Source organism: Streptomyces sp. NBC_01077, from assembly GCF_045162855.1.
Taxonomy (GTDB): domain Bacteria; phylum Actinomycetota; class Actinomycetes; order Streptomycetales; family Streptomycetaceae; genus Streptomyces.
Map to the genome: position 1 here is coordinate 5,642,253 of NZ_CP108669.1, position 12,803 is coordinate 5,655,055.

At 71.5% G+C, this 12,803-nt stretch carries 10 protein-coding genes; 3 read left to right on the forward strand and 7 right to left on the reverse strand.

Annotated elements, in window-relative coordinates; genetic code table 11:
- Positions 1 to 5: 5 nt before the first annotated feature.
- The 6 genes from OG462_RS25570 to OG462_RS25595 all read right to left on the reverse strand — a co-directional run bounded on the left by OG462_RS25570 (position 6) and on the right by OG462_RS25595 (position 8,401).
- Entirely contained in the window at positions 6 to 2,288 is a 2,283-nt protein-coding gene (locus OG462_RS25570; RefSeq protein WP_406061066.1) for an FG-GAP repeat domain-containing protein, read from the reverse strand.
- 64 nt (positions 2,289 to 2,352) lie between these two features.
- A complete protein-coding gene (locus OG462_RS25575; protein ID WP_406061067.1) occupies positions 2,353 to 4,656 on the reverse strand; it encodes an FG-GAP repeat domain-containing protein in 2,304 nt (767 codons plus the stop codon).
- Positions 4,657 to 4,741: 85 nt separating this feature from the next.
- The gene (locus OG462_RS25580; protein WP_406061069.1) at positions 4,742 to 6,997 is read right to left on the reverse strand and encodes an FG-GAP repeat domain-containing protein; all 2,256 of its coding nucleotides are present in this window, start codon (positions 6,995 to 6,997) and stop codon (positions 4,742 to 4,744) included.
- Between the two features lie 120 nt (positions 6,998 to 7,117).
- Positions 7,118 to 7,627: a mycothiol transferase gene (locus tag OG462_RS25585; RefSeq protein WP_406061071.1), complete on the reverse strand. Its 510-nt coding sequence runs from the start codon at positions 7,625 to 7,627 to the stop codon at positions 7,118 to 7,120.
- A 39-nt stretch (positions 7,628 to 7,666) separates the two neighbouring features.
- Positions 7,667 to 8,068, reverse strand: coding sequence for a DUF1992 domain-containing protein (locus OG462_RS25590; protein ID WP_406061073.1), 402 nt, complete (start codon positions 8,066 to 8,068; stop codon positions 7,667 to 7,669).
- Positions 8,069 to 8,197: 129 nt separating this feature from the next.
- A complete protein-coding gene (locus OG462_RS25595) occupies positions 8,198 to 8,401 on the reverse strand; it encodes a cold-shock protein (RefSeq protein WP_015035453.1) in 204 nt (67 codons plus the stop codon).
- Between the two features lie 261 nt (positions 8,402 to 8,662).
- On the opposite strand from OG462_RS25595, the gene OG462_RS25600 reads away from it, so the two are divergent.
- Complete coding sequence (locus OG462_RS25600; protein ID WP_406061075.1) at positions 8,663 to 9,535, forward strand: menaquinone biosynthetic enzyme MqnA/MqnD family protein; 873 nt, start codon at positions 8,663 to 8,665, stop codon at positions 9,533 to 9,535.
- A gap of 99 nt (positions 9,536 to 9,634) precedes the next feature.
- Here OG462_RS25600 and OG462_RS25605 read toward each other — a convergent pair whose 3' ends face one another.
- Positions 9,635 to 10,684, reverse strand: coding sequence for an alpha/beta hydrolase (locus tag OG462_RS25605; RefSeq protein WP_406061076.1), 1,050 nt, complete (start codon positions 10,682 to 10,684; stop codon positions 9,635 to 9,637).
- 280 nt (positions 10,685 to 10,964) lie between these two features.
- On the opposite strand from OG462_RS25605, the gene mqnC reads away from it, so the two are divergent.
- Together mqnC and OG462_RS25615 are read left to right on the forward strand one after the other, a co-directional pair.
- Positions 10,965 to 12,164 (forward strand): cyclic dehypoxanthinyl futalosine synthase, encoded by a 1,200-nt coding sequence (gene mqnC, locus OG462_RS25610; RefSeq protein WP_406061078.1) that lies wholly within the window; start codon positions 10,965 to 10,967, stop codon positions 12,162 to 12,164.
- Positions 12,165 to 12,171: 7 nt separating this feature from the next.
- Positions 12,172 to 12,771: an imidazolonepropionase-like domain-containing protein gene (locus OG462_RS25615; RefSeq protein WP_406061080.1), complete on the forward strand. Its 600-nt coding sequence runs from the start codon at positions 12,172 to 12,174 to the stop codon at positions 12,769 to 12,771.
- The last annotated feature ends 32 nt before the right edge of the window (positions 12,772 to 12,803 follow it).

The window sequence follows — 12,803 nt, forward strand, 5'->3', positions numbered from 1 at the left end:
TGTCGTCAGGAGACGTGGTTGTAGCCGGAGCCCCCGAGGAGCACGTCGCTGGGGACGCGCGTCGCGAACGGGGCCCGCCAGCTGCCGGTACCGGAGTACACGTACGAGGTGTTGTCCGGCCCGTACACGTACAGGTCGGTGCGGCCGTCCATGGTGGCGTCGCCGACACCGACGAGGTGGCTGTACTGGTTCCACCCGGCACCGATCCCGGTGCGGGCGGCGAAGGTGCCGTCGCCCTTGCCGAGGTAGAGCCAGAGGACGCCGTCCTTGTCGCGGGCGACGAGATCCCCGGCGGGGCCCCCGGCGAGGTTGCCGACGGCCGTCAGCTGGTTGTAGATGCCCCAGCCGAAGCCGATCTTCTTGCGGGGCGCGAAGGGCGCGGCCGCGTTCCCGGTCGCCTTGTAGAGCCACAGGTCGCCGGCCGTGTCGGAGGCGACCAGGTCGGGGCGCCCGTCGCCGGTGAGGTCGCTGCCGCCCGCGAGCTGGGTGTAGACCTGCCAGCCGGGTCCGATCCTCACCCGGTCCGCGAACGGCTTCACCTCGTCGCCGGTGCCCTGGTGCAGCCACAGGACCCCGCTCTTGTCGACGGCGACCAGATCCGCCCCGCTCGTACCGGCGACGTCGCCGACCGACTCGATCTGGTGGTAGATGTCCCAGCCCCGGCCGACGTAGTACGGGTCGTCCGCGGGCTCGACCCTGGCCTTCCAGGCGTTGTAGACGGTGTCGAGCCGCCGGAGGTCACCGTAGCTGTCGCGGGCGAACAGGTCCGGGGAGCCGTTGTCGTTGAAGTCGTGGACCTTGGGCGTACGGGCGAGCTTGAAGTCGCCGGTGGCGCGCAGGTCCGGGCCGATGCCGTTCGTCGGCTTGGCCGTCAGCACCCAGGTGTAGTCGCCGTTGTACGCGGACTCGCCCGGATCGCCCTCGGAGTAGGCGAAGTTGCCCCGCCAGAGGTGGCTGATGTCGGCGGAGCGCTGGTTCAGGAACTCGTGGTGGTACCGCCGCCCGGTCTTCTTGTGGATCAGCTCCACCGTGTAGTCGAAGTTGTCGTGCGACAGGACCCAGTTCAGGCGGAACCTGTTGTGCATCGGGTCGAGGTCCACGACCGGGCCGATGTTCGTCGACGTGAAGGTCAGCGCGGTCGACTCGCCACTGGAGGCGATCAGTTCGGCGGCCGGGACGCCGTCGGTGCCGAGCGTGATCCGGTAGACGCCCTCGCCCTTCTCGACCGTCCCGCCGCGCACCAGGAGCGCGTCGTCCGACGCGGACACCACGCTCGACGCCCGGTCCAGGAGCTTGACCGTCCGGTCGCCGGTAAGCGACCGCGCCCTGAGGGGCAGCATCGCGTCACCGGCCTCACCGCCGCCGGTCTGCGTGCCCGTGCCGTAGGCGACCCAGCCGCCGACCAGCCCCAGCAGGGGAGAGCCCGCCTCGCCGACCTCGATCGGCGTCTCCGCGCCGGTGGCCCGGTCGGCCACCATGAGGGTCTTGCCCTGCCAGCGGACCACCTTGTCGGCGGAGAGGGCGGTGGGCCTGTAGGTATCTGCGGCGGGGTACGTCCCGTCGAACGCGGCGGAGGCCAGGTCCAAGGTCATCAGACCGGGCTTGTTCCCGTCGGTGGCGCTCGTACGGTACGAGACGAGCGCCGTTCCGGCCCGGCCGGTCACCCTCTCGACGGTGTCGAGCCCGGCGGGCACGCCGATGATCCGGCGGTCGGAGACGGTGCTCCCGCTCTTCGAGACGAGGTGGAGTTCCTTGGGGCCGCTCGCGGGCGTCACCTGCACGAGCAGGGTCGAGCCGATCGTGGCCAGGTACTTGTAGTTGGCGCCCAGCTTGTTCAGCTCGATGACGACCGGGGCCGTACCCGCGGGCGCGGACATGTCGTGCAGCCGGAGGACCCGGTAGTCGTACGTGTCGGCGACGGCGACGACGTCGGACACGATCGCGTTGGGCAGCGCGGGCTTGTACTCGTCGTTGTCCACGAGGACGGTCGAGGAGCCGTCCGCGCGGAACCAGGTGTAGGTGTACGAGTACTGGCCCTCGCTGTCGTAGTGCTCGGTCGACGTGAGGTAGCCGCTCGGTCCGGCGCTCATGACCTCCGTCCCGCGCGGCAGCACCACCGGTGCCTCCTGGCCGGCCGCCGTGAGGGCCGCACCGGAGGCCGCGACGGCGCCGGGCGCCGTCGGCGCGGCCGCCGCGTTCGGGGCGGTCACCAGCGCCGCGCCCGCCGTGACGGCGAGAGCGGTGGCGACTGCGGCGGAGAGTCGGCGCCGTGCCGTGCGTGAAGTCACGTTGTTCCCCTCGGAGCATCGAACGGCGGACACAACCGTGCCTACCGTTCGATCAGACTCGCGATCAGGAGAAAAGGTTGTAAGTGCGTTCGGGGAGAGTGTGGAACCAGCCGACCATGATCGGCGCGCGGAAAGGCCGCTTCCAGGAGCCCGTGCCCTTGTAGAGCACCGCCTCGCCGTCGTCGTACGGCCCCGAGGCGTACAGGTCGTTGCGCCCGTCGCGGTTCGCGTCGCCGACGCCCAGCAGGTGGTCGTACGGGCCCCAGCCCGCGCCGATCCTCGTACGGGCGGCGAAGGTGCCGTCGCCCTTGCCGAGGTACAGCCACAGCACCCCGGCGCTGTCGCGGGCGACGAGGTCCCCGGCGGGGCCTCCGGCGATGTTGCCGACAGCGGTCAGCTGGTTGTAGACGCCCCAGCCGAACCCGGTCTTCTTGCGGGCGGCGAAGGGGGCCGTGCGCGAGCCCGTGCCCTTGTACAGCCAGAGGTCACCGGCCTTGTCGGTGGCGACGAGGTCCGCCCGCCCGTCCCCCGTCAGGTCGCTGCCGCCGGTGAGCTGCGTGTACGCGTTCCAGCCGGAGCCGATCCGGGCCCGGGCGGTCAGCGGGGCCTTGGCGAGACCGGTGCCCTGGTAGAGCCAGAGGACCCCGGCCCTGTCCCGGGCCACCACGTCGCTCACGGCCGAGCCGGCGATGTTCCCGACCGCCTCGATCCGGTCGTAGATCTGCCAGCCCGCACCCACGAGCAGCCCCGGGTTCTGGTCCAGCTGGTCGTCGAAGTAGAGGGAGTGGAACGTGTCGTGGATCCACAACCGGCCCGCGGTGTCCCGCACGAGCACGTCCGGCGAGCCGTCGGCGTCGTAGTCGTGCGCACCGGGCTTCCGGGTCACGGTGAAGTTCCCGGAGGTCTTCAGCTCGGGTCCGATGCCGTTCATCGGTTTGGCCGTGATCTCCCAGGTGTACGGCCCGCTCGGCGCCCCGGTCCACATGTCGGGGGTGGCGTTCCAGGTGAGCTGGCCCTTCCAGGTGTAGGGCGCGTTGTGGGGGTCGTACTCGGGGACGTTGAGCGGGTGGACGCCGTCCGTCAGGGTCTCGCCCGTCCGGGTGTTGCGGATCCTGACCGCCATCTCCACCTCGGACCGGCTGAGCCGCCAGACCATGGTGAACCGGCCGCCGGTCCTGTCGAGGTCGAGCACCGGCGGGACGTTGTGCCCGAGGAGCGTGACCTTCGTCGAAAGCCCGGAGGAGGCGACCTGCGTGGCGACCGGGGTGCCGTCCGCGCCGGGGGCGATCCGGTACAGGCCCTCGCCGTCCTTGACGGTGCCGCCCTGCACGTACAGCGTGCCGTCGGGCGCCACGGCCGCGGAGTTCATGTCGTCCATGAGCTTCCGGGTCGTGCCGTTCCCCAGGTAGCGCGCGGTCACGGCGTACGTCGGGGACGGGTTCCGCTCCTCGTACCCGCCGGTCTGCGCGTATGTCAGCCAACTGCCGACCAGGCCGATGGAGTTGATCGCACCCGCCACGGTGATCCGCTGGGTGCCGGTGGCGGGGCCACGCTCGGTGACGACCACGGTCCGGGTGCCCCCGGCGGCGGGCTCCAGCCAGGCGACGTGCTTGCCCGAGAGCGCGATCGGGTCCCACTGCTCCGCCTCCGCGTCGCCCGCGATGGGCGCGGTCTCCGTGACGGCGGCGGTGGCGAGGTCCACGGTGGCCCAGCGCTTCCGCGCGCCCGGGCCCGAACCGGTGACGTACGTGACCAGGGCGGTGTCGGCCGTGGCGGCCCGGACCACCGGGTCCTTCGCGTCGTCCGGCAGACCGGTCACGAGCCGGTCGGAGAGCGTGCCGTCCCCCTGGGAGAGCAGGTGCACGGCGTGCCCGCCCCGGGAGTTGGACACCTTGACGAAGGCGGTCCGGCCGACGGCCCCGGCGAACCAGCCGTCGGTGCCCACGACCTTGGGCGAGACGGACAGGACGTCCTGATCCGTCGTCATGTCCCGGAGCGTGACGTAGCCGGACGGCTGGACGCGCGCGATCACGTCGGACGCGTGGGACCTGGTGACCCAGTCCTGCGACAGCGACCACGGCTCGGCCGTCGAGCCGTCCGCGTACCGGGTCCAGACGGCGTGCAGGGCGTCGTCCTTCCGGGTCCAGGTCAGGAACCCGGTCGTGCCGGCCGAGACGAGCTCGGGCGCGTCGGTCGGGTAGGGCACGACCGCCGGGGCGGCGGCCGGGGCGGCGGCCGGGGCGGGGACGGCGGCGGGGACGGCGGCCGTGGCGGGGACGGCGGCCGTCAGACCGCCCGCGGTGACGGCGAGAACGGCCGCCACGGCGGCGCCGAGCCGTACGCGGGCGGTGTGGCGGGTGGGCGTCAAGGTGTTCCTCCCCCAGGGATGCGGGCGTGGCGGTACTCGCCACGCCCGCAGGACTCCCGGGGAGACCGAAGGGTTGTACGGCCGGTCAGACGACCGCGTTGAACTTGCTTCCCTCGCCCGCGTACAGCGACGTCGTCTGACGGCTGAAGGGGGCGGTGCTGGAACCCGTCGAGCGGTAGACGTACGTGCCGCCCGCCCCGTACGCGATCAGGTCCGGCCGGCCGTCGCCGGTGACGTCACCGGCGCCGACGAGCTGGCTGAACGCCTGCCATCCGGCACCGATCCTGATCGGGCTCCCGAAGCCGGAGCCGCCCGTGCCACGGAAGAGCCAGAGGACGCCGGCCCTGTCGCGTGCGACGAGATCGCCGGCGCCGAGGTCGGTGCCCGGCGAGGTCGCGATGTTCCCGACGGCGGTGATCTGGTTGTAGGCGTTCCAGCCCGAGCTGACCCGGAGGCGGGGTCCGAACGGCTTCGCGTAGTTGCCGGTGCCCTTGTAGAACCACAGATAGCCGGCGCTGTCCGTGGCCACCAGGTCGGGACGGTTGTCGCCGTCGAGGTCGGAGCCGCCGGCGATCTTGTCGTAGATCTGCCAGCCCGTGCCGACCTTCACCCGGGTGGCGAACGTGCCGTCGCCCTTGCCCAGGTAGAGCCACTGCACGCCGGATCCGTCGACCGCGATCAGATCGCCGTGGGCGGCGCCGCCGACGCTGCCCACGGCCTCGACCTGCTTGTACGTGGTCCACCCGGCGCCGATCTTCGTCCGGCGGGCGGTCTTGTACTGGCCGCCCACCGGCCCGTCGAAGAGGTCGTCGCGCCACAGCACGCCCGAGGCGTCCCGGGCCAGGACGTCGGTCGAGCCGTTGTCGTTGTAGTCGTGCGGGTTGTTCAGGCGCGTGACCCGGAAGCCGCCCGAGGCGCTTCCAGGGCTGCCGACGCCGTCGGTCGGGGTGGCGGTGAGCTGCCAGGTGTAGGTGCCGTTCGGGGCGCTGATGCCGTCGAGGACGCCGTTCCACGTGTAGCTGAAGACGCTGCTGGTGAGGGGCTGCGTCGGCCGGTGGACGAACTTCTTGCCGGTGGCCGTGTGCGTGAGGGTGAGCTGCACGTAGGCGCTGTCGCGGGACAGGGTCCACCGCATCGGCAGCGTGCTGCCCGGCTTCTCCAGGTCCACGATGGCGGGGACCTGTGACCCGACCACCTGGAGGCCGAGGAGCCGGCCCGTGTCCGCCTTGAGTTCGAGGTCGGGGCGGGCGCCGGCGACCCCGCCCGAGATCCGGAACAGACCGTCGGACGCGGTCGTGGTGCCGCGCACGAGCAGGGAGCCGTCGGGGGAGTGGGCCGCGCTGGAGAAGTGCTCCAGGAACTTGTACGGGGCGGCGGCGGGGTCCTTGATGTTCCGCGCGTACAGGGGGCTCGGCGACGTGCTCCCTGCCGTGCCCGGAACGCCGTACAGGATCACGTCCCCGACGATGCCGGCGACGACGGCACCGGTCAGGTCGCCGGTCAGCGGGATGCGCAGGGCGCCGGTGTCCACGGAGATCTCGGGGGTGCCCTCGAACTGCGACGTGAGGACCACGGCCCGGTGGGTGGCGGTGAGGGCGCCGGTGGACGTCGGGTACCACTCGTGGGTGCCCGACGAGCCCTCCCAGTCGACGACCGTGTTGCTGAGGGTGGATGTGGTCGCGGTCCACCACGAGGGTGCCAGGCCGCCCCCGGACCGCGCCATCTCGGTGCCCAGGATGATCAGCTTCGTTCCGTCGGAGGCGACGACCTTGTAGTCCACGTTGCGGGCGCGGGACGAGAGCTTCATCTTCTGGCTGACGCCGTTGACCTTGGCGAGCGACCACAGCTCGCGGTAGTTCTCGGTGCCGCTCGGGACGCTCACGTAGAGCTTGTCGCCGACGACGCCGACGAGCTGTGAACCCGGCTTGAACTCGGAGGCGATCTCGAAATGCGTGGACCAGTTCGAGCCGGCCTTCATGTCCCGGATCTGGACCGAGCTGCCGCCGTTGCTCGTCACGACCATGTCGGAGTAGCTGTCGTGGCCCATGGTGCCGGTGTTGATCGGCAGCACGGCGCCGTCGGCGTACGTGTGCCACTCCTGGACCGGGTTGCCGGCGTCGTCCTTGCGGGCGGTGAGGTAGCCGGTGGTGCCGGCGCTGACGACCTCGGCGTCCAGCGGCAGAGTCGCCTCGGTGGCCGCCGAGGCGCCGGCCGCTCCGGTCACGGCGTTCGGGACGGCCGCGGTCGCCGGAACGGTGACGAGCGTCCCCGTCACGGCGGTGACCGTGGACAGGGTGAGCAGCGCGGCGGCGAGCCGGTGCCGGGACATACGGTGCTGCAAGAGAACCCCCCAGTGAGAACGGGCACGACGCGTGCCGCACCGATTCAGACTCTTGAGCGAATCAGGGGGTTGTACCCCCCGCCGGGGAAATCTCGCAACGGCCGCTGCCGGCCCGGCCGTTCAGTCCCGCCGCTCCACCGCACCCCGTACGAACGCCGCCTGCCCCGCGTGCTGGAGGTCGTCCGCGATCACCGACACCAGGCGGACGCCGAGGGTGACCGGGGGGTTCCAGGCGGTGTCGACGACCCGCTCCAGGTCCGCGTTCGTCACCGGCCGCACGAGGTCGAGGGTCCGCGCGTGCACCGCGTCGTGGTAGCCGAGCAGCAGCTCCGCCGGGGCGCGCACCCGGGCCACCTGGGCGCTCGTCTGGCCGTAGCCGGTCGCGTGCTTCGCGAAGGGCAGCCCGAAGCGGTCCCGCCAGCCGTCCGTGTCCCACAGCTGGTCCATGTCGAAGGCGCCCGCGAGGTGATCGTCCTGGATCCGGGTGAGGTGCCAGACCAGCCAGGCGATCGAGTTGGCCTCCGGATCGATCCTGGCGGCGAGCTCGTCCTCCGTGAGGCCCTCCACGGCCTCGTGGACGACTTCCTGGACCCGGCCGAACGAGTCGACCAGCAGACCGGCGCTGTTCATGAGGGACTCCTCTCGACAAGACCCCCTAGGAGGAACGCTCTATGAGGAACGCTCCGCCCGCCACCGCGCGACCGTCGCCTCGACGTCGAAGGGCTTGAGGTTCAGCGGGGGCCCGGCCGGCGGGCGCAGCAGCGCCTCGGCGATCCTGGTGTTGATCTCCCCGAGGATCCGCCGGACCTGGCTCTCCGAGACCGCCGCGGCCACCGCCGCCTCCGCGTCCTCGGCCGCCTTGCGCAGGGCCAGCGAGGGCGGCAGCACGGACGCGCCCTCGCGGTGCATCTTCCCCTTGATCCACCACAGCTCGTCGTACGGGGCCGAGTCGTCGGGGAGCGGCTTTCCGAATCCCGACAGGGAGCTGAACTCACCACGCTCCGACGCCTCGCGGATCTGCTTGTCCACGAACGACTCGAAGCTGACTCCGGGCGGTTTGCGTTCGGTCATGTGTCCAGACTACGGAAAACCCTCGCTCACGGGCCCGGAAAAGGGCAGGAGCCCCGCTCGTGCCCGAAGGCACGGAGCGGGGCTCCTTGGGTACTGCTCTAGTCGTGCGTGTTCGCCGACCCAGGCACCTTAGGCCGGGGAGACGTTCTCCGCCTGCGGGCCCTTCGGGCCCTGCGTGACGTCGAAGGTCACGAGCTGGTTCTCCTCGAGCGAACGGAAGCCGTTCGCGTTGATCGCGGAGTAGTGGACGAAGACATCCGGGCCGCCGCCGTCCTGGGCGATGAAGCCGAAGCCCTTTTCAGCGTTGAACCACTTCACGGTTCCGGTAGCCATGAGCCCTCCTATGGGCCAAAGGGTCGCCCTGCTCCAGAACCTGCAAACAAGTCTGAAAACTACAAAAGCCTGCGGGTCACATGCTCCGCAGGCTCTGTACTGCAAGGGAAACCAAACTGCAACTTGCGTTGAGCGTAGCACGCAGGTCGCCGGGGACGGTAGAGGGAAAGATCACGTCACTCGCATGTTTGATCTCGCTCCGTGTGCTGACGCGCGTGCCCCGGCGGTGCCCACGGTACGAGACGGGTCTAGCCTCACGATGTGGACAATGCAACCGACGAGCAGCAGCGCAGCCGGCCCCGCGTCGGGCACATCCAGTTCCTGAACTGCCTCCCCCTGTACTGGGGCCTGGCCAGGACCGGAACGCTCCTGGACCTCGAGCTGACCAAGGACACCCCGGAGAAGCTCAGCGAGCGTCTCGTCCGGGGCGATCTGGACATCGGACCCATCACCCTCGTCGAGTACCTCCGCAACGCGTCGGACCTCGTCGCGCTCCCCGACATCGCCGTCGGCTGCGACGGCCCCGTCATGTCGTGCGTGATCGTCTCGCAGCGGCCCCTGGAGGAGCTGGACGGAGCGCGCGTCGCGCTCGGCTCCACCTCCCGCACCTCCGTCCGCCTCGCCCAGCTGCTGCTCGCCGAGCGGTACGGGGTGGCGCCGGACTACTACACCTGCCCCCCCGACCTGGGCCTGATGATGCAGGAGGCCGAGGCGGCCGTCCTCATCGGTGACGCCGCGCTCCGGGCCTCGCTGCACGACGCGCCCCGGCTCGGACTCCAGGTCCACGACCTGGGCCTCATGTGGAAGGACTGGACGGGCCTCCCGTTCGTCTTCGCCGTGTGGGCGGCGCGCAAGGACTATCTGGCGCGCGAGCCGGAGACCGTCCACGAGGTCCACCAGGCGTTCCTCGCCTCCCGGGACCTCTCCCTGGAGGAGGTCGCCAAGGTCGCCGAGCAGGCCGCCCGCTGGGAGACCTTCGACGCGGAGCTCCTGGAGCGGTACTTCCGTACGCTCGACTTCCGCTTCGGCCCCGAGCAGCTCGCCGGGGTCCGCGAGTTCGCCCGCCGCACCGGCCCCACGACCGGCTTCCCCGCGGACGTCGCCGTCGAACTGCTCCGGCCGGCACGCGGCTGACCGGCCCGGCCCCGGCCCGCGCCGGGGCCGGGGTGAGGGCCGGGACCTGCGGCTCGGGCCCGGTCGTGGCCCGGTCGCGGCCCGGGCCCGTCCGGCGGCTCAGGCCCGGTCGGCGGTGTCGTCCGCGCGGACCCGGTCCGGCACCGGCGGCTGGAGCTGCCGGCTGATCCACTCGATCGAGCCGGCCTCCAGTCCCCTCATATAGCTCCGGGCGTTGTGGCCGCCGTCCGGGATGACCTGCAGCCTGCTCTTCACCGGGCCCTTGGTGTACGTACGGATGAACCGCCGTACCTTCGGGCCGATCCCGGTCTCCCGCGAGCCGAGCTGGAACGCCAGGTACACGTCGTTCCTCGGGACGTCCGGCCGCCGGGCGAGCGCGGCCGCGAGCCGGCCCGGGTCGTTCGCCCGCCGCTCCGCCTCGTGCCCCCGCCACAGCGGCGAGTCCGGGACCGTGTCGGGCCCCGACGCGATGACGGCCTTGAACCGGTCCGGGTGCTGGAGCACCGACTTGAGCCCGACGAAGCCGCCGGACGAGGACCCCATGAAGGCCCAGCCGTCCCGTGAGGCGAACGTCCGGAAATTCGCCCGGACGAAATCCGGTACGTCCTCCGCGACCCAGGTCCCCATTCTCGGCTGCCCCGGAATGTCACTGCCGTCGTAGTACCGGTCGGCGTTCGGGTTGAGGACGGGCATCACGACGATGAACGGAAGGCTCTTTCCCTCCCGGGACCACCGGGAGATACCCGACGCGAGCCCGAGTCCCGTCCCCTTCCAGTAATTCACCGGATATCCGTGCCCGCCCGGCAGCGCCACGAGGACGGGGAAGCCGCTGTGCGCGTACGCGGGATCGAAATACTGCGGCGGCGCCCATACCCACACCTTGCCCGTGAAGCCGGACTTCCGGCCCGTGACCGTCGTGACCCCGACGCTCGTGCCGTCGTCCACGGCTCCCGCCACCGTGAACCGCGCCCGCGGGCCGCTCGGGTAGACGGTCCCGGGCTGCCCCGGCGCGGCCGCGGGGCCCGAGGAGGGGCCGCCGAACACGAGCGGCGCGGCGGTCTCACCGGCGCCGCCCGCGAGAACGGTGAGCGGGGCGGCGAGCGCGAGGGCTACGGCGACGGAGCGGGACCTCCGGGGCGGGCGCGTCATGAGGCGACTTCGGTCCCTTCAGGGCAGAACGGGCGATATGGCGATTCCGAAGGGAGAGAGGGGCAGCGGGCCCGGCTGGTTGCCCCGGCACCCCGCATGGCCCACGGCACCCGTGCCGCCCGAGGCATCCCGCGCCGCTGCCCCCGCCGCCCGAGGCATCCCGCCCCGCTACCCCGCCACCCCGTCGCCCCGCCGTCCCGCGGCACCCAGCGGAAGCGGCGAGGAGCGCTGGCGTAGGCTGGTTCGGACGATCAGTACCCCTCCGAAAGGGACACACCCGGTGACCGAGAAGGCCGAACTCCAGTCCGTTCTCGACCGCGCTGCCGCGGGTGGCCGGATCACCCCCGAGGAGGCGCTCGACCTCTACCGCTCGGCACCCCTGCACGCTCTCGGCTCCGCCGCCGACGCAGTGCGCCGCCGCCGGTACGCGGGGACCGAGCACATCGCGACGTACATCATCGAACGCAACATCAACTACACGAACGTCTGCGTCACGGCCTGCAAGTTCTGCGCCTTCTACGCCGCACCGAAGGACACGAAGAAGGGCTGGACCCGCGACCTCGACGACATCCTGCGCCGCTGCGCGGAGACCGTGGAGCTCGGCGGCACCCAGATCATGTTCCAGGGCGGCCACCACCCGGACTTCGGCGTCGAGTACTACGAGAAGAACTTCGCCGCCATCAAGGCGGAGTTCCCGCAGCTGGTCATCCATTCCCTCGGCGCGTCCGAGGTCGAGCACATGGCCCGCATCAGCGGCGTCTCCGTCGAGGAGGCCATCACCCGCATCCACGCCGCCGGCCTCGACTCCTTCGCGGGCGCCGGCGCCGAGCTGCTCCCGGAGCGGCCGCGCAAGGCCATCGCCCCGCTCAAGGAGAGCGGCGAGCGCTGGCTGGAGATCATGGAGATCGCCCACAAGCTGGGCGTCGAGTCCACCTCCACCATGCTGATGGGCACCGGCGAGACCAACGCCGAGCGGATCGAGCACCTGCGCATGATCCGTGACGTGCAGGACCGGACGGGCGGCTTCCGGGCCTTCATCCCGTACACGTACCAGCCGGAGAACAACCACCTCAAGGGCCGCACGCAGGCCACGCTCCTCGAGTACCTGCGGATGATCGCCATCGGCCGGCTGTTCCTCGACAACGTCGCCCACATCCAGGGCTCGTGGCTCACCACGGGCAAGGAGATCGGCCAGCTCACCCTGCACTACGGTGCGGACGACCTCGGCTCGATCATGCTGGAGGAGAACGTCGTCTCCTCGGCCGGCGCCAAGCACCGCTCCAACCTGCGCGAGATGATCGACATGATCCGCACGGCGGACCGTGTGCCGGCGCAGCGCACCACGACGTACGAGCACATCGTCGTCCACGACGACCCGGCGAACGACCCGGTCGACGAGCGCGTCGCCTCCCACATCTCGTCCACGGCGATCGAGGGCGGCACGGCACACCCCGAGCTGAAGCTCCTCGACGCCAACTGACGCGCCCGTGCTGACGATCCACGTCGCCGAGGCGACACCCGAGACCGCCGTCCTGGTCGACGGCGACCGCATCGCCGCCGTCGGTCCCTACGAGGACCTGGCCGCCGCCGGTCCAGACGCACGGGTGCGGCGGTGGCCCGGCATCCTCACTCCCGGACTCCTCAACCCCTTCGGTCCCGAGCTGCTCGAAGGCATGTACCACCCGGACCCCCGGGAGGCCGAGGGGTTCGGCACCAAGCCGATCACCGGCGAGCGGGCGCAGCGGATCTTCCGGGCCGACCCCTCCCGCCGCGGCGCCTCCGCACGCCGCGGCGTGCAGCGGCTCCTCGCCCACGGGACGGTCGCCGTCGCCGGCGAACTGCGCGACCGGGCCGCCGTGGACGCCGTACGCCGGGCCGGTCTCGCCGTCGGCCGGCGCCCGCAGAAGCTCCCCGAGGGCCCGTCGTTCTCACCGTCGCCGCTGGTCCTCCTGCCCGGCCTGGTACCGGGAGGCCCGGCCCGGTTCGCCGTCTTCGACGTCCCGGACCGGGCTTCTCTGGCCCGCCTCGGCGCGTCCACCTGCGTCGCCACCGTCATCGGCGGACGGCTGGTGTTCCGGCGGCAGTAGCCGCGCGCCGCTCGGGGCCACCGCGCCGCGCC